This window comes from Ruegeria sp. C5, from assembly GCF_056537605.1.
Map to the genome: position 1 here is coordinate 516,548 of NZ_JBQFRX010000002.1, position 19,221 is coordinate 535,768.

Genomic DNA, 19,221 nt, shown 5'->3' on the forward strand with positions numbered 1-19,221 from the left:
ATAAACTAGAATTGTATCCCAAGGCCAATGCCAACCTGCAGGGCTTCGGTTGAGTCCCCAAACATATGGTCCAGGCTCAGGTTGATAAAGCTGCTTTCATCCAAAGCAAACAATCCCAACCGCGCGGACACGACGCCGTGGGCGTCACCGATATAGCTGGTATTCACGAACCCTCCGTCGGCGGCGCTGGCCCCACTGAAGCCAGCGGTTACCGACACCGTGTCGTCAGACGAGAGGATGGCACCGGCGCGCAGGCTCGCACGCAGTTTCTGCGAGGCGCTCAGGATCTGCTCGGCCCCGATCTCAATCGACGGCGTCAGCGAATAGATCATCTCGTTGTCGTCCTGCAAGACGATACCTGACAAAGTGGCATCGCCATTGCTTTCCGTCGCCAACCGCGTCGCATCGACGGCCAGTTCGGGGCGCAGATACGCTCCACCAGCGCCAAGTCTTTGATCATACGCCAGGCTGAGCCGCAGGTTCTGGTTGTTCATCTTGTGCTTGATCTCGCTGACACCAACGGTGTCCACAATTGTGCCATTGGGCAAAACGCCCCGGATCCCACCTGCACGGCTTGTATCGTAGTTTGACCAACCTGCCGACAGCATGGCCGCAAACTCCCACGCGCCTGTGTATTTGGTCAGCGATGCACCCAGATTGAACCGATCGCCGGATGCATTGTATTGCGATCCGTTCTGCAGGCTGATCTGGTCGTAGCCCAGGGCAAACCCTGCATACAACTCATCCCCCACCGGTAGACGGACACCCGCCGACCAATTGGTGTTATTGACGTTCAGATCGTTGTAAATCCCGGTCTGCTCGCGGTCGAAGAAATAGCGGCCGCCGGTAAACCAGATACAGTTACGCGGATCATCCCCGGCTTGATAATTGGTGTAGCGTTCACAGTTTTGCAGCGTATCCGCGAATACCCGCGTGCCAAAATACGCATCCACCGCATCTGCGGCGTAGTCCGCTGTCGACAAGCTCTCAATGGCCGCGATCACATCGGCCTCGGATTGCATGTTCCCGATCAGCGCCAAAAGCTCGCCCTGTTCGGACGTTCCCCGCCCGTTCAGGACATCATTGATATAGTCACCGATCGCGGTCTGGTTGGAGTTCATCCTAGGCGTCGAATAGTCTGGTGTGATCACCAGATCGATCGAACTGCCGTCCGACGTCGCCCCGTTCAAACCAATGGAGTAATCAAGAACCACAGTGTCCTGGATGGTCGTGCCAGCATCTGCGGCCGTTCCATCGGGATTGATGATGACAAGCGGCAACGCGCGTTCGAGCGTGTTCAACCGCGGCACCAATGTACCACCAATGGTGGCATCCCCGGTGACATTGATCAGATCGCTGTCTCCGCCCGATATGCCAGTGGTTCGGAAATACACGTCGAACGTTGAAGTCGCAGTGCCGCCAAAGGCCAGACTTCCGGTCACGTTCGTGGTCTGGCTGACATTTTCGGTGAAGGAAAAATCATCCGCTTGAACAGCAGCCGTCAGGCCTCCGTCGACGCCCCAATTTGCGCCCAGAACCAAGTTGCCATCCACCTGCATGAGCCCGGCGTCGCCCAGATTCACGGTATCCAATGCATAGAAGGTTGCACCATCTTCCACGGTCAGGCCATTCGTCCCGTCACCAAGGTTCAGGTTCCCAAGCGCGCGTCCGGACAGCGTAATTTGTTCATTGCCATCGCCGCCGTTCACCAGTTGGTTATTGCCCGCGATCAGCACCGTGTCTTCTGATAGGGTCAGCGTGTTGTCGGTACCTCCGTCGACAATGATCGAGGCAACCGAATTCGCTTGCCCGGTGCCGCCCATGACAACACCATCGAAACCAAGCATGATGGCGTCTGCCCCGTCACGGCCTTCGGATTGAGCAAAGACACCAATGCCCCCGTCGCCGACCGACAACACATTGCCGGTCAGGGTCATGTCGATAGCACCGCCCGACCCGGCGCCACCTGCGGCACCCCGGAATATGGAGTCGACGATGCCGCCACCGCCACCCAGCGATTGCACTGCAACACCGATCGCGTTCTCTCCGCTGGTGATCGTGTTACCAGTTTGCGAGAATAGAATGTCCCCGCCGTCCCCGCCATTTGCAGCTGACAGATTTACGGTCACCTGGCTGGGGTCCAGGTCTGTCGTGACAAGACCACCGCCACCACCGATGCTCTGGATCACGAACGCATGCGATCCGGTACCACTTGTGTTTACGTCACCGGTATTGGTGAAATCGACGTTGCCGCCATCTCCAGTTGAATCGTCCTGCGCCCCGAGGGTCACATCGACGCCTCCAAGACCAGCAACGACAGCTTCACCACCGCCCGCGCCGATGCTTTGAACGCTTTGGCCAAAGGACCGGTCACCGCTGGTGAAGACATCTCCATTCAGATCAAGATCGATATCACCGCCGTTGTTGCGGAAGCTTGGATCGGACCCCAGGATTACCGAAGCAAACCTGTTGGTATCAGCCGTGCCCGTGCTGTTGAGCACCAGCTTACCGCCGCCGCCGCCAATAGATTGCGCCGTACCTGCCGAGGAAAACGCACCATCAGTGCCGACATCGCCCGTCCGGCTGCCGAACACATCGCCACCTGCTGCATCATTCGTATCAATCGCGCCCAGGCGCGCATCAATCTCGATACCGTCGCCATCCTGAAGGCTGATGTTGTTGGCCGATGTGCCACCACCGCCGCCAACACTCTGCAGCATCAGACCTGTCGAGCGGTCGCTGGTGGTCGCTATGTTACCGACGTGCGACTGGGCAACCTGGCTGCCCGCTGTGCCCGAAACATCATCACCGCCCAGCGAGATGTCACTGATATAAACAGTGCCGGTTCCACCCGCGCTTGCCGTCGCAGTCGTAAAGTCGACCGATGTTTCAGAGTTGCCGCCGCCGCCGTTAACGGATTGTGCGAAGATGGCCTCGCTGCCTGCACCATTCACCAGAATGTCACCAGTTGAATTGACATTCGCGGTTCCCACCGATCCGGTGGTCCCTTCTCGCGCGCCCAACACATGAGAGATCGTGTAATCCAGCGCCGAGACTAAGGGCGACGATACCGAATATCCCGCATTGCCGCCGCCGCCACCTACGGATTGGGCATAGATACCGAACCCGTTTTCAGCGTTCACGACAATCGTACCGGTATGGTTGACCGTGACATCTCCACCATCCGCCCCGTCACCACCAGAACCGCCAATGGCGATCTTCGAGTATGACTGGCCGGTCATGGTGTTTTTGAGGTCGTTCACATCCATCGCGACGGCCAAACCACCGTTACCGCCGCCGCCACCAACGGATTGCGCGAAGATACCGTAGGCCCCTTCGCCATCAACGCGGATGTCGCCGGTATTGGTGACAACCGCGTTTCCGGCAGCATTGCCACTGCCACCCGAACCACCGATGTTCAACTGCGCGGTCGGAGAGCTGCTGTCCCCCGTCTTCAGCCGCAAAGTCCCTGTGATCGAACTCCCACCGTTGCCGCCGCCACCACCAACGGATTGAGCAAAGATGCCATGCGCACCTGCACCAATGGTGAGGATCGTACCTGCATTTGTGACGGCCACGTTGCCTCCGGTTCCACCGGAACCACCCGAGCCACCCAGGCCAAACTGCAACGCCCGCCGAGTGCTCGCCTCGGCCCCGCCATAGCGACCATCAACCGAGATTGTCGATCCGCCATTGCCGCCGCCACCGCCGACAGACTGTGCGAAGATACCGTGGCTTTCGGCTCCGCTGGTCACGATGGTACCATCGGCTTCGTTCACAACAGTGGTTGTACTGCCAGAACCACCGGTGCCGCCGGTGCCACCAATAAGGATCGCGTTTGTCGTAGACCCCTCCGAGGACCGGCCCAGAATAATGTTTCGAACCTGCTGTGCATCACCACCGCCACCGCCGACCGATTGCGCGTAGATACCCACCGACTTGTCGCCCGTGGTCAGGATCACGTCCCGGTTGGTCACAGATACCGCCGCCGACATCGCACCCGAGCCGCCGTTGCCGCCGATGGACAATGTCGCGGTGTTTCCAATCTCCTTACGCAGGCTGATGATGCGGTTTTCCACGACACCACCCATGCCGCCGCCGCCTCCGACGGACTGCGCAAAGATACCATGGGCCATGGTGCCTGCAGTGCTGATTATTCCGTCACTCACTACGGTAACGATGTCCGAGGTCATACCGTCCCCACCGGTACCGCCTATATTGATCGATGCTGTGGTGCCGACTGTGGACGGGTTGACCACAGCTTTGATGGTATCGAGGTTCGATTGTCCGGCCTGTACCATGCCGCCAGTTCCGCCTGCGCCACCGATGGATTGCGCCATCAGCCCAATCGAGCGATCTCCTAACGTTGCGATCTGGGCAGTGTTGGTGACGTCCACCGTGCCACCAACGCCTCCGGTGCCGCCGGTACCACCGATGGACAAGGCAATTGAAGTACCCTTGCCAGCCGAGTTGCTGGCCTTGCCACCATTGCCGCCGCCGCCGCCAACGGACTGGGCAAATACGCCATGTGCGTCATCGCCCTGTGTGACAACAGTGCCCGCCACCACAGAAGTCACATCGCCTGCTGCGCCACCCGTACCGCCTTCAAGCCCGACTGACAGGCTGGCTTTGTTGCCTTTGCTGTCGCCGGATTTCGGGGTGCCGATGCTGACCGAAGTTGATGACGAGTTACCCCCGCCATTGCCGATGGACTGTGCAAAGAAGCCATAAGACCGGTTGCCCGTCGTGCTGATCGCGCCGTTCGAGCTGGCATAGACGTCCCCACCGCTGCCCCCGGTTCCACCCGTGCGGCCGATCTGGATGTTTACATTGCCGCCATCAACCGACGTCGATGCCGAATTGTAGCCAGCATTGCCGCCGCCGCCGCCAACTGACTGCGCAAACAGACCATGGGAATCTGCGCCCGAGGTCGCGAGGTCGCCTGTATTGCGCACATCCACCGAACCACCGATGCCGCCCTCACCCGTGCCGCCGCCAATAGCCAAGCCAAAGCCTTTGTTGGTCGCGTCGGAGGCAAGCTCATAGGTCATGCCGAGGTTCAAGGCGGCGTTGCCGCCGCCACCGCCGATGGATTGCCCAAACACACCGTGGCTGCCATCTTGCAAGGTGACGATATCACCATAGTGGTCAACATCGACCTCGCCACCGTCCCCTGCCGTACCTGCATCGCCACCGATGGCAACCACCGCCGACACTCCGGTTTTGTTGCCCGAGGAATCTGCAGGGTTCACCTTGCCTTCAAGCTCATCCAAAACCGCGTTGTAGTTGGCGATGACCGAGTCATCGACGCCGGTATTGGTCGGTGTCTTGCGATCCGTGGAATCGCCGGTGCCGCCGTTACTTTGATTGCCGGTGGTCTTGCTGATACCCACAACTGCGTTGATCCCGGCATCGCCGCCGCCGCCGCCAATGCTCGACGCCTCGATACCGTGCGATCCAACGCCATCGGTCGTGATTGTCCCCGCAGCAAGGGCCGCTGTGCCACGCGCGACGGTCACGTCACCCGCATCGCCGCCACCGCCGCCAAAGCCGCCGATCCCCATCGCGATCGGTGAGCTGTCCTTAGTACCAACAAAGGTTGCATTGATGCCGCCAGTGCCACCGCCGCCGCCGATGCTCTGGGCAAAGATTCCACGCGCGTGATAGCCATTTGTTGCGATGTTGCCGGTCTGAGTGACCGACACGTCACCCGCATCCGCACCAGTACCTCCGTGGCCGCCAAGGCCGCCCACAATGCTCAGATCCGTTTTGCCGTCCGAGTTGTTGGAGTCGCCATAGTTCAGCTGCCCGGTCACATTCAATGCACCGTTGCCACCGCCGCCTGCGATCGACTGGGCCAAAACTCCATGTTTCCAGTTGCCGGCGACTGACACAGTTCCCGCGTGATTGACGCCCACATTGCCCGAGACATTGCCGTCACCGCCAAAGCCTCCGACGCCAAACGTAACCGAAGGGATCTTGCCATCTTTGCTGAGCGCGATTCCACCCGAGACATTCAGACCGCCATTGCCGCCGCCGCCGCCGATGGACTGCGCCAGTAGACCCGCCGAACCGTCAGTATCCGGCTTTTCTTCGTTGAAGACACCCATGTCGATGAACAGGCGTTCCAACCCGAAGTTCGACGCCAATTCCTCGGTCTCATCTACGATCGAGTCGCCCAGGAAATCACGCAGTTTGTCTTCGAACGTCGTTGTATTGGGGATCGATATATCGTCCGGGTTCGTTGTAACCGTAATATCCGCTTGCGAGGTGACCGTGACGTCTCCGGCCTGACCGCCATCGCCTGCGAAACCACCGACGCCCACGATCAGAGAGCTGTCGGATACGATCCCGCCTGACACGTTCAGACCACCGTTGCCACCGCCGCCGCCAACGGATTGGGCCAGCAGGCCGGATTGGCCAGTGCCGTGAGCTGTGATCGTACTGCCTGCGCCAATGTTCACATCGACATTTCCGGCGTCTCCACCGCCGCCACCAAAGCCCCCGACGCCCACGACAACCGCGTAGGATTTGCTGCTATCTGTCTGGCCTGCGCCGGGTTTGCCGCTGATCGCGAGGCCGCCCGAGACGTTCGTACCACCGTCACCGCCGCCGCCGCCAAGCGACTGAGCAATGATGCCACTGGCTCCTTTGCTTTCATCAACAGCGAATGTTCCATCCGGTTGCTCGACCATCGGAATGGCCTGCACATTGCCGGTATAGTCCAGATCGACGTCACTTGCGTCACCGCCAGCCCCGCCAAAGCCGCCAACACCCGCTGAAACCGAAAAGATCGTGTCCGACCCCGATGGTTTAGTCAGCGCCAGAGTGCCCGAAATATTCACGCCCCCGGTACCGCCACCGCCACCAAGGCTTTGCGCAAACAGACCATGCGACCCGTCACCCGCCGTCACTACATCGCTTTGAACATCCAACGTGACCGCATCGGCATTGCCACCACCGCCACCAAAGCCACCAAGTCCCAGGGCAACCGCTGCACCGGATTTGCCGGTGAGATTGACAGCGCCAGAAACGTTCAGACCGCCGTTACCGCCCCCGCCGCCGACCGATTGGGCCATGACACCAATACTGTCTACGCCAGTGGTTACCACCGAAGTTGTGCCACTGCTGTCCGTTCTTGAGCGCAATGTGCTGTTCACTTCACCAGCGTTACCCGCCCCGCCACCGAAGCCGCCAACGCCCAGACTGACCGAGCCGCCATTTTCCTGGCTGATACCCAACGAGGCCGAGATATTAGTGCCGCCGTTGCCACCACCGCCGCCAAGGCTCTGTGTCAGGATCCCGGTGCTGCGATCGCCGGTCGTGGTCACTCCGCCGGTGATTGTCGATTGCACCAACGCTCCGGCATCAGCGCCGCCGCCGCCAAAGCCGCCCACACCGATGCCGACCGCCGCATTGGCTGATCGGGACAGAGACAACGCTGCCGAGATGTTGGTGCCGCCGTTGCCACCACCGCCGCCGAGGCTTTGCGTCAGAATGCCGACCGAGTCATCACCGGTTGTCATGACATCTCCGGTGACCCGCTGCGTGACGTTATCTGCCGCACCACCGTCCCCGCCAAAGCCGCCGACGCCGATCCCCAAACCGCCGGAATAGTTGCTGGCTACAGAAATGGCCCCGGAAATGTTTGTGGCGCCATTGCCGCCACCTCCGCCAAGGCTTTGTGCGATAATACCTGCCGACCGCGGACCCGAGGTGCTCACATTGCCCGAGAACGTGTTGTCGACTACCCCGCTGGTCCCGCCACTGCCGCCGAAGCCGCCCACGCCGATACCTGCCGCACCCGATCCAGTGCGTGCGATGCTCAGAGCGCCCGAGATGTTGACGCCGCCATTACCGCCGCCGCCGCCAACGGATTGGACCAGAACGCCCGTCGCGTTCTCACCACTTGTAGTGACATCGCCGGTGACCGACCCCGTCGCCGCGCTCGCAGCACCGCCATCGCCACCCGAGCCACCGATGCCAACCCCGACGGCGCCGCCCCCGGTCCCCGAGATGTTCACGGCTGCTGATACGTTCAGCCCGCCATTGCCGCCGCCACCCGCAGCAGATTGCACCAAGACGCCGCCAGAATTGTCACCGGTAGTGGTAACATTGCCAACGACCGTGCCTTCGGCCGTATCCGCGTCGCCCCCGTCACCACCGCTGCCACCAAGACCAACAGACGCACCACCGCTGCCGGTTCCTGCGACAGTGACTGTGGCGGAAACATTCATGCCTCCATTGCCCCCACCGCCGCCAAGGCTTTGCACGATCACCCCGCCGGATTCATCGCCATGTGTCGAGACGTTTCCGTTCAATGTGGCTTCAACTGTGCCTCCGTTGCCGCCGGTACCGGACGCCCCACCAAGACCCACGGATGCCCCACCCGAGCCGGTGCCCGCCGCGGCCACTGCAACCGAGACGTTCATGCCACCATTACCGCCGCCACCGCCGACAGATTGCGCCAAGAGACCGCTGGAGGTTTCACCTTGCGTGATCAGATTCCCGGTTACATTCGCCGTGACCGCCGAGGCGTCACCGCCGCCAGTTCCACGACCGCCCAAGCCAACTGCCGCAGCGCCAGAACCCGTACCTGCGCCACCGACGGAAGCAGAAACGTTGAACCCGCCATTGCCGCCGCCGCCGCCGATTGATTGCGCCACAACTGCGCTGGACTGCGCACCTTCGGTTTGAACACTATTGGCAACCGTCAGGCCAACAACACCCCCCGTGCCGCCGCTGCCACCGGACCCACCCAGGCCAACGCTGATCGCGCCCGATCCGGTGCCGGCCCCAGCCAAAGCCGGTGAGACATTGAAGCCACCATTACCACCACCGCCACCAACGGACTGCGCGAGGATACCCACCGAAGCATCCCCTCGGGTTACCACGTTAGCTGTTGTGCTGGCCGTCACCAAACTGCCGTCACCCCCGGCGGACCCTGAGCCGCCCAGACCAACCGAAACTGATCCCGCACCCGTTCCAGCCCCGGACACGGTGGGCGAGACATTGAACCCGCCGTTACCACCGCCACCGCCAAGCGACTGCGCAACAAACCCGCTAGAGGCGAAGCCATCCGTCAGGATGGTGCCATTCGAGGTCAGCGTGACAATGCCGCCATTGCCGCCGGTATCACCTGAACCACCCAGTCCTACACTCACCGCACCACTGGCTGTACCTGCGCCCGACAGAACCGGGGCTACGTTGAACCCACCGTTGCCACCTCCGCCACCGATGGATTGCGCTACGACGCCCGAGGACTGATCCCCCTGCGTTTCAACCGCATTGTTCGATGTGGCATCGACCGTGCTGCCATCGCCTCCACCGCCGCCGTTGCCACCCAATCCGACCGAGACGCCAGCCCCTGCAGTGCCCGATCCCTGAACCGATGCGCTGACGTTAAACCCGCCGTTACCTCCGCCACCGCCGATGGACTGCGCGAGGAATGCTGTCGCCGAGTCGCCTTGCGTCAGAATTGTCCCACTGGATCTTAGCGTAACCGACCCGCCATTACCGCCACCTGCGCCCGTTCCACCAAGCCCGACGCTGACCGCACCGCTTGCAGTACCTGCACCGGCCCCGGTCCCCGAGATATTAAACCCACCATTGCCGCCACCACCGCCGATGGATTGGGCGACGACGCCTGAAGAACGGTCCCCGACAGTTACAATCGTATTTGTATTCGTCAGATTGACAGTGCCACCCGTCGAACCCGTACCTGCGTCGCCGCCAAGGCCAACTGAAACTGCACCGCTCGCAACCCCAGCCCCTGCAAGTGACGCGCTAACATTAAAAGCGCCATTGCCACCGCCGCCGCCAACGGACTGTGCCAGAACGGCAGTTGAGTCCGCGCCACCGGTGCTTACGGTGCCTGTGACTCGACCGGTCACCGATTGACCGATTCCACCTCCTGAGCCGTCGCCACCAAGGCCTACGGTGACGGCACCGCCACCTGCCCCCGCACCAGCAACACCGGCCGTCACGTTGAAGCCACCATTGCCACCACCGCCGCCGATGGATTGGAAAACTACGCCGCCTGAACCTTCGGACACTGTTGTGACGTTTCCTGCAACCTGGCCTTCAACCACGCCGCCATTGCCGCCTGTATCGCCGTTGCCGCCGAGCCCGACGCCAATTGACCCAGCACCGGCTCCTGCCGCTGCCACTCCGGCGGTGATATTGAAACCACCATTACCACCGCCACCGCCGATGGATTGAATAACGACAGCCGTCGAGCGTGCACCTTCGGTCCGAACGTCGCCGTTGACGCGCACGCCGGTTACCGTACCGCCTATGCCGCCGCTGCCTCCGTCGCCGCCAAGTCCGACTCCAATCGTTCCGGCACCGCCACCGCCGGCCGCCAAGCCAGCAGCGACGCTGAAGCCGCCATTGCCACCGCCACCGCCGATGGATTGCACCACGACCGCACCGGCATCATCCCCACGGGTGATGACATCCGCATCAACTTGGGCCGTCACTGTACCGCCCGCACCTCCACCGCCAGCTTTACCGCCGAGGCCTACACTGATGGACCCGGCAGCGCCGCCCGCAATATCGGCACTGGCACCGATGGCATAACCACCATTACCACCGCCGCCGCCAACGGATTGCGCAACGACACCGCTGGAGAATGCGCCACTGGTTTCGATTGAGGTCCCACCGGCACGCAAAGTGACGTTGCCACCGATACCGGCACCACCACCATCTCCGCCGACACCGACGTTGATCCCGACCGCAGCGCCTCCGCTTGCGCTGATACCGGCCGCGATGCTTCCACCACCATTACCGCCACCGCCACCCACGGATTGCGCGATGATCGCGCTGGAGCTTGTGCCAGTCGTGGTCACGTCAGCATTGGTATAGACCTGAACAAGTCCACCATTGCCCGCACTGCCGGCCTTGCCGCCAATTCCAACTGATACGTTGCCCGAAAATAGTGCCGAGGCGCCACCGGTCGCGGCGACCGCCAATCCACCATTGCCACCACCACCGCCGACGGACTGAAACAGCATACCTGTCGACCGGTTTCCGGTCGTGACGACAGTGCCTTCTAACCCAGCTGCTGTTGCGACGCCACTACCATCGAACTGGCCAACCGTGACCGGACCACCCGTGCCGCCCGTACCACCGTCACCGCCAACCCCAACAGCCAGCGAACCCGATACCGGACCTCCAGAGGCTGCGACAGATACGGCATAGCCACCATTGCCCCCGCCACCGCCAACAGATTGCAGCATCACCCCAACCGAGTCGTCGCCACCGGTTTGTACAGAAGCTGAACCGCTGCCGCTAAGCGTGACCGTCCCACCGTTGCCACCATTGCCAGCGGACCCACCAACCGAGACCGATGCCGCGCCAAATGCGCCAACCGCAACCGAGACCGCTCCGCCACCGTTGCCGCCACCGCCGCCGACGGATTGTGCAAATACACCTGCCGAGCGCGCGCCCGAAGTCCGGATAGCCGACGGCTGGCTGCCATCGGTGTTGGATAAGGTTACGTTGACATTGCCACCGGTCCCTCCGGCCCCGCCATCACCACCGATGGCTACCCCGACAAACGCACCTACCGAACCGGACGAACCACCATTGCCGCCACCGCCACCAATCGACTGGGCCAGAATACCCATCGCATCATCACCCGAAGTGGTGATGATCCCGTCATTCACGATCGTCACAGTGGACCCGCTGCCACCGCCGCTGCCATTGCCACCGACCGAGACCATTCCACCGGACGAGCCACCATCACCGCCACCGCCGCCGATGGATTGCGCGATAATCCCGCGGGCGTTGTCGTCTTCGGTTACAATACGCCCGTAGTTGCTGACGCTTACCGCAGCGCCCGTTCCGCCCCGAGATCCTGTGCCACCAATCGCAACAAGCCCATATGAATTTGCACCGGTTCCGCCGCTGCCGCCGATGGATTGCGCCATGACACCGTCAGCCCCAATGCCCGAAGTCAGGATGCTTCCCGAACCTTGCACAGTGACATTCACCGCGTCCCCGCTACCGCCGTTCGAGCCCACACCACCAAGAGAAAGTGATACCAGGCCGCCTGCAGTTCCGCCCGAACCACCGCCGCCGCCGATGGACTGGGCAACAATACCGCGCGCGAAATCACCTTGTGTTTCAATCGCGCCACCATGCGAGACGTTAACCCTGCCTCCATTTCCGCCATTATCGGCCCCGCCAATGAGCGAAACCAACAAGTTGCCACTTGTCCCCGCTGACCCCCCCGAACCGCCGATGGATTGTGCGTAAATACCGTTCGCATAGTCGCCGGTCGTCAAGATGCTACCGCTTGAGGTCGTGTTTACCGTTACGGTGCCACCGCTACCGCCATAGCCTCCGTTACCGGACGAGCCAACCAGCCCCCATTGTGACCCACCATTACCGCCGTTGTTCGAAACGCTCAGCGCATAGATGCCATCAGCCGAGTCGCCGGACGTAGAAATGTCACCCCGCTGCGTAACGGTTACATCGCCACCATCTGCCGAGTGGCCACCGGTGCCCCCACCCGGAGCCGCGAAGCCGCTGCCACCATCACCAGCCTCGCCGCTGCGGCTGAACGCAAATATACCGTCATAGCCGTCGCCCGATGTCTGGATCGTGCTGCTGGAGGATTGTGTTGCGTTTACCGTGCCGCCTTCCCCGCCGTCGCCGCCATCGCGCCCGTCCCAAAAGCTCAGATACGAGTCGCCGCCCTGACCACCGTCACCGCCAACGCTACCCACTTGCCAACCGACATTGCTGGTTGCGTTGACATTCCCGTTCAGGGTTTGAGTCTGGGTTGGGCCATCGGCACCGTTTCCACCTGAACTTGGTGGCACAACAAGCGCACCATCGCGCCCATTGCTGCCATCTCGCCCGTAAACGACCTGGCTCACACCGTTAGGTCCGGAGACGTTCACCGGCGGGGTGACAGAGCCAGGAGTACCCGAACTGTTGAAGTTGCTGTTGTACTGAGACAGGGTCAGCTGAGTGGACAAGCTGGCCGTTCCGGTCGCACCAGAATTACTGATCTGAGCCGTTGTTCCCGTTATGGATACAATCTCAAATGCCAGTGGGGGATTGTCGGAGTTGTAAATTGTATCGCCGGCATCTTTGACGAGAAACACATAGCCATCCGCCGTCTCAACAAAAGCCGTCGTCCCGGCTGTAGGTGTTGAAGCGGGATCCACGATCAGTGCAGTGACCGTCGTATCCAGACCAGTCACAGGGTTGTTAACAGTGTCTCCAACAATTGAATCTGCAGTCGGCGCGGCAAGCAAAGGTGTTGAATTAAATAGAAAAATAGAAAGCGCAAACAGCAGGTTTGAAAACTTTGACACCTTGAGACCCTACAACCCAATTCACCAGCACAGAAGGCAAAGAAGAGCTGCACCCAAAAGCAACACATTGCTTTTGGGAATTTCCCCATCACCACCTAAAGAAAGATATGCGCAAGTTTAAGGAGAGTGGATTTCTTAAATTTGTCTAAAACTGGATTTGGTTAAAATAGTGCTAAAATGCCACAACCTGGGTTCATCCCTATGGCTGGATCAGTTCGGCTGAGTTGGTTTAGGTTCACACAACTTTTCGAAAAAATGAAAGAGCACACTATGAAGGCTGTCCTGTTCGAGAAGTTCCAACAAACCCCCAAGGTTGTCACTGTCGACGACCCTGCACCCGATATTCATGGCGTTGTTCTGAAGGTCGAAGCCACCGGCGTTTGTCGCAGCGATTGGCACGGGTGGATGGGGCATGACAGTGATATCGAGCTGCCTCACATACCCGGTCATGAGTTGGCTGGCGTGGTCGAAGCCGTCGGACGGGATGTAAAGAACTGGAAAGTTGGCGACAAAGTAACCGTGCCTTTCGTCTGCGGCTGCGGAACGTGCAGCGAATGTCACGCAGGGCATCAGCAAGTCTGTCTGTATCAAGAGCAACCCGGCTTTACCCATTGGGGCAGTTTCGCGGAATATGTGCCAATTCATCAGGCTGACCTTAATTTGGTCGCGCTGCCTGAAACCATGGAATTTGCAACCGCCGCCAGCCTTGGCTGCAGGTTTGCCACTTCATTCCGCGCGGTCGTCGATCAGGGAAGGGTCTCGGCCGGTCAATGGGTTGCCGTGCATGGCTGCGGTGGGGTCGGTCTGTCAGCCGTTATGATTGCTGCCGCCGTCGTGGCCAATGTCATCGGGGTTGATCTAGACGAAGCCAGACTCGAACTTGCGCAAGAACTGGGTGCAGTTGCGACCATTAACGGTACAGATGCTGATGTTCCCGAAGCGATCCGCGAAATCACCAAAGGCGGCTCCCATGTGTCAATCGACGCATTGGGTCATCCCGTCACTATGACCAACTCAATCCTCTGCCTGCGTCCGCGCGGCAAGCACATTCAGGTCGGTCTGATGCTGGGTGATCACGCTTCGCCAGCAGTACCCATGCCAAAGATCGTAGGACAAGAGATCGAACTGCTTGGTTCGCACGGGATGCAGGCGCATCGCTATGGCGCGATGCTCGACATGATTAAAAATGGCAAGTTGGATCCGGCCCGGTTGGTGGGGGAAAAAATCAGCCTGGAAGACGCGCCCAAGGCCTTGATAGGGATGGATAAGTTTACCTCAATCGGTGCGACGGTCATCACAAGGTTCTGAGTCACAAACAGGATCCGCCCCGTGCGAAAATGGCGCCACTAAACGGCGATTTCAAAATGCATCACTCAATTGGCAAGTTCTGTTGGTATCGCTGAAAAATGGGCATCGCCTGATCCCAAAAGGTACTTTCGGACCGCCAGGTCGATTGATTTACTCTGTTCTGAATAGACACCGCAGGCAGTGAGCGCTTCACGGGCGGTAATGCGCTCATCAAGCCGTTTCCAGATTGTTTTCGCCGCATAAGGGTGTGGAAACGGCCGCCAAGCCACACCCATTGTCATGCCACGCAAGTATTTTAGCTGTTGGCGATGCGCGGAATAAAGGATGGTCTGCGCTATGCTTCCTTCCTTGCCGCTTTCATGTTCGGTGGCGAAGATCCTGTTACCGCGCAGGGCAACCAGCCCTTCGTAGCGCGAAATCTGCCGAACGCTTTTGTCCGGGGACGTGGCGTTTTCGTGCGAGCGGATCGTCACGACGCCATCCACCTCCTTAAGTCGGATCAGAGAACAAAAAATGCGCCCCTGCCAAGACGGGGTGCAAAAGAAAGAATGATAGAAGCCCACATAGCGTCTGAGATTCTTCACCTGATCACTGTACGGCTTAACAAACAAGCTGGCAGGAGTTTCTTTCCGACGGACGATCGAGTCTTTCAATGTTTCTTCAAAATCCGCCCGAGGTGCAAAAAGCTGCGCCTCAGGCAGATCGAAATACCGAGCGATACGGCGCAGGTTGTGGGCTGATGGCAAGCTTTCGCCGTTGAGGTAGCGATTAAACTGCTGCCTGTTCAGGCCGATTTCTCGACAGACTTGCGAGATATTGCCTCGCTCGGCGCACAAAGACCGTAAATTTGCGGAAAAACTTTCGGACATAAGCGTCATTTCTTTCGCGTTTTGACGCTATAATGCTAAAGATTGAATAAAAGCGCGTAAAGTAGCTCAGTTCAATAATTTTCGGAATGCGGGTTGGCTGTACCAAACGCAACAACGGGACCTCGCTCCGAATGTCCACAAAAATCATCGAAAACTCCTGGATCCCCCTGCCGGATGGTCGGAAACTGGCTGCACGAATTTGGTTGCCCGAAACCGGGCCGTCACCCGCCATTCTGGAATACCTCCCCTATCGCAAACGGGATGGAACTGCGCCGCGAGATGCAACCACTCATCCAGTATTTGCCGAGGCAGGATACGCCTGCATCCGCGTCGACATTGCCGGAACCGGTGATAGCGAGGGGCAGTTCGACGACGAGTATTCGGAACAAGAACTCCGCGATGGTGAAGCCGTCCTGAGTTGGATCGCCGCACAAAACTGGTGCGACGGAAACATTGGGATGATCGGTATCTCCTGGGGAGGGTTCAATGGGCTGCAGCTGGCCTTTCGCCATCCGCCCGAGCTCAAGGCGGTGGTCAGTGTCGCCTCGACCGTGGATCGGTACGCCGATGACATACACTTCATGGGCGGCTGCCTGTTAAGCGACAATATCAACTGGGGCAGTCAAATGTTCGCCTATTTGACACGGCCCGCAGACCCCGAGCTGCGATCTGATTGGCGAGAAGACTGGCTTGCCCGACTTGAGAATGTACCATTCTCAGCAGCCGATTGGCTGCGTCATCCAACGCGCAGCGCGTTCTGGAAACATGGCTCGGTCTGCGAGGATTGGTCGGCGATTCAAGCTCCGGTTCTTGCGATAACGGGTTGGTCGGATGCATATGTCAACGCTCCGCCAGCGCTGGCAGCAAATCTGGCCGTGCCGTCAAAGGCACTGATCGGACCGTGGGAGCACCGCTATCCGCATATCTCGAAACTGGAGGCAGGAGATTTCCATTCCGAGGTGATCGGCTGGTTTGATCGCTGGCTGAAGGGGCAGCAGAATGGCGCCGAAGACCTGCCCGCCTACCGAACCTATATGCAGGATCATTTTGGCCCGAGCAAAAAGAACAAACCCAGGCAGGGCCGCTGGATCGCCGAGACAGAATGGCCGTCGCCCAATGTCAGCGATGAAGTCTGGCATTTGGGATTGGGTGGGTTTTCCGACGTCGCCATTACGGCCGAGACAACCGTATCGAATCCGGCCCATATCGGACAGGCTGGCGGGTATTTCTGCCCGGGCATGCGGATCGACAATGAGTTGGCCGAAGATCAAGCAGCCGATGACGCACTGTCGCTTTGTTTCGATACGGCACCGCTGGACAAGCCGCTTGAACTGCTTGGACGGGCGCGACTGAAACTGTCCTTCACCGTGGACAGACCGGTAGCCCAACTGATAGCGCGGTTGTGTGATGTCGCCCCGGATGGGGTTTCTCAGCGGATCACCTATCGGGCGCTGAACCTGACGCACTACAAGAGCCACGAGACCCCTGAAGCGTTGGTTCCCGGTCAGGTCTACAGTGCGGAAATCGCACTAAATGAGTGCGCGCATCGCGTGAAACCCGGTCATATCCTGCGTCTTGCGCTGTCTACCGCTTACTGGCCTATCGTTTGGCCCGCGCCAGAAGCGGCAGAGGTGACGTTACAACTGCAAGGTTCGGCGCTGTATTTGCCGGTTCGGACGATGTCTGAGGAAGCTGATCCTGCACATCCCGGACCAGCGCAGGATTATCCGACGTTGCAAAGCACCGAGCTGCGCGCGCCGTCGGGCCGATCCGAACGGCGCATAGAAGCGGATGGAACCGTCGTACTTGAGACATTCGACGACTACGGCAAAGCACAGGACCCCGGCCACGGCCTCATCGTCGGAAGCCACGTCGCCATGCGCTATGCGATCCATCCCGATGACCCAGCGACCGCGCAATTCACGGCGGGCTGGCGTTTCACGTTCGAGAGGGACGAATGGCAGGTCGAGATCAGCACCGAAAACGCGATGACCTGTGACGTCGAGAATTTCTATCTGCATCGAAAACTGCGCGCCACCGAAGGCGCGGACAAAACAGAAGTTCTGACAAAGGAATGGAACGAAACCATCCCGCGCAGGCTTCTGTAAACGATCTGACCCAAGGGAGAACATCATGAAAATCGAATGGACAAAAGCAAATGTCGGGCGCAGAGGCTTCTTGAAAGGGGCAACTGCGCTTGGGGCGGCATCCGCGCTGCCTGCAAGCTGGGCCAATCGCGCCTTCGCCGCTGATGACGGGGTGTTGCGGGTGCGCGCCTACGGTGATGCCCAGAACATGGACCCCGCACATTCCGTCGGTGTTGTCGAAGAAGAAGTGCATGCCTCGATTTACAACAAGCTGATCCAATACAAGCCCGGCGAGGAATGGGGTTGGCAGCTGGATGCGGCGGCGATGATCGAGCAGGTTGACCCGACCCATATCAAGTTCGCCCTACGCGATGATATCGGTTTCACCAATGGCTTCGGTGCGATGACCGCTGAAGACGTGAAATTCAGCATGGAGCGCATCGTGGACGATGCGACCGAAAGCCCGAACAAGCCCGATTTGGGTCCGTTCAGCCATGTCGAAGTGAGCAGCGAACGCGAAGGTACCATCGTTCTGAACGAGCCGTTTGCTCCGATTTGGTCGATCGCCCTGCCCTACATAACCGGCAACATCGTCTCGAAAGCTGCGGTCGAGGCCGCAGGGGGCCGCATCGGGGCTGATCCGGTCGCTGAATCCGGCCCTTATCTGCGGGACAGCTGGTCACCCAAAGAAAAAACCGTGCTTAAGCGCAACCCGGATTGGAAGGGTGACGCACCAACATGGGACACAATCGAAATCCTGCCGATCGACGACGAAAACACCGCCGAGATCGCCTTTGAGGCGGGCGAACTGGACATGACTCGAGTTTCGCTGGGATCGGTCGAACGCTATCGGGCCGGTGTTCCGAACGGCGGATCTTTGGTCGAAAAACCCTCACTGTTCTATGTCTGGTTGGGCATGAATCTGGATCACCCCAAGCTTCAGAACCCAAAACTGCGTCAGGCGATTCAACATGCAGTCGACGTACCAAGCATCCTAGAGGCGGCCTATTTTGGAGCCGCTGAACCCTCGACAGGCATCATCGCACCTGGCCTTGCGGGCCACCGCCCGCAATCTCTGGTCCCTCCGGCGGCAAACTTCGAGAAAGCGGCGCAATTGCTGGCGGAATCTGGCGAGACCAATGTGACGCTTACGCTGGACACGCTGAACAAGACCACTTTCACAACGACGGCTCAGATCATTCAGGCAACTCTGGCGCAGATCGGGATCACGGTCGAAGTCAACGTACTGGAATCCGGTGCATTCTGGGCAAGCGGAGACAACGAGAATCTGCAACTGGTTCTGAACCGCTTCTCGATGACCCCCGATCCATATTATGCGACGGCCTGGTTCACCACCGAACAGGTCGGCATCTGGAACTGGGAGCGGTTCAGCAACGCTGAATTTGACGAAATTCACAACTCGGCATTCAAGGAAGCGGATGTGGCCAAACGCGCTGAGATGTATCAGCGGGCGCAGGATCTGATGGAAGAAAGTGGTGCATACCGCTTTATCACCCACGAGGCGACACCGGTGATTCATTCGGCGCGTGTCACCCCCGCGCTAAGACCCGACGGTCTGGCACTGCTGCGGTACTTCGGCAAGGCGACCTGACCTCCCCAAGGTCG

General features: G+C 59.7%; 5 protein-coding genes. 3 read left to right on the plus strand and 2 right to left on the minus strand.

Annotated features, from left to right (window positions below; translation table 11 throughout):
- Window positions 1-5 precede the first annotated feature (5 nt).
- On the minus strand, window positions 6-13,217 hold the full coding sequence (locus ACR0AW_RS10305; protein ID WP_170732783.1) for an autotransporter outer membrane beta-barrel domain-containing protein: 13,212 nt from the start codon (window positions 13,215-13,217) through the stop codon (window positions 6-8).
- 384 nt (window positions 13,218-13,601) lie between these two features.
- Between ACR0AW_RS10305 and ACR0AW_RS10310 the strand changes: the two genes are divergently transcribed.
- Entirely contained in the window at window positions 13,602-14,639 is a 1,038-nt protein-coding gene (locus tag ACR0AW_RS10310) for a zinc-dependent alcohol dehydrogenase family protein (protein ID WP_170732849.1), read from the plus strand.
- A gap of 65 nt (window positions 14,640-14,704) precedes the next feature.
- Here the strand turns inward: ACR0AW_RS10310 and ACR0AW_RS10315 are convergent, their stop codons facing one another.
- Window positions 14,705-15,517 (minus strand): helix-turn-helix domain-containing protein, encoded by an 813-nt coding sequence (locus ACR0AW_RS10315; RefSeq protein ID WP_480439008.1) that lies wholly within the window; start codon window positions 15,515-15,517, stop codon window positions 14,705-14,707.
- A 122-nt stretch (window positions 15,518-15,639) separates the two neighbouring features.
- Between ACR0AW_RS10315 and ACR0AW_RS10320 the strand changes: the two genes are divergently transcribed.
- Both ACR0AW_RS10320 and ACR0AW_RS10325 read left to right on the plus strand, forming a co-directional pair.
- Window positions 15,640-17,616, plus strand: a complete 1,977-nt coding sequence (locus ACR0AW_RS10320; protein WP_480439010.1) for a CocE/NonD family hydrolase — start codon at window positions 15,640-15,642, stop codon at window positions 17,614-17,616.
- A gap of 25 nt (window positions 17,617-17,641) precedes the next feature.
- Window positions 17,642-19,207: an ABC transporter substrate-binding protein gene (locus ACR0AW_RS10325; protein WP_170509482.1), complete on the plus strand. Its 1,566-nt coding sequence runs from the start codon at window positions 17,642-17,644 to the stop codon at window positions 19,205-19,207.
- Window positions 19,208-19,221 lie beyond the last annotated feature (14 nt).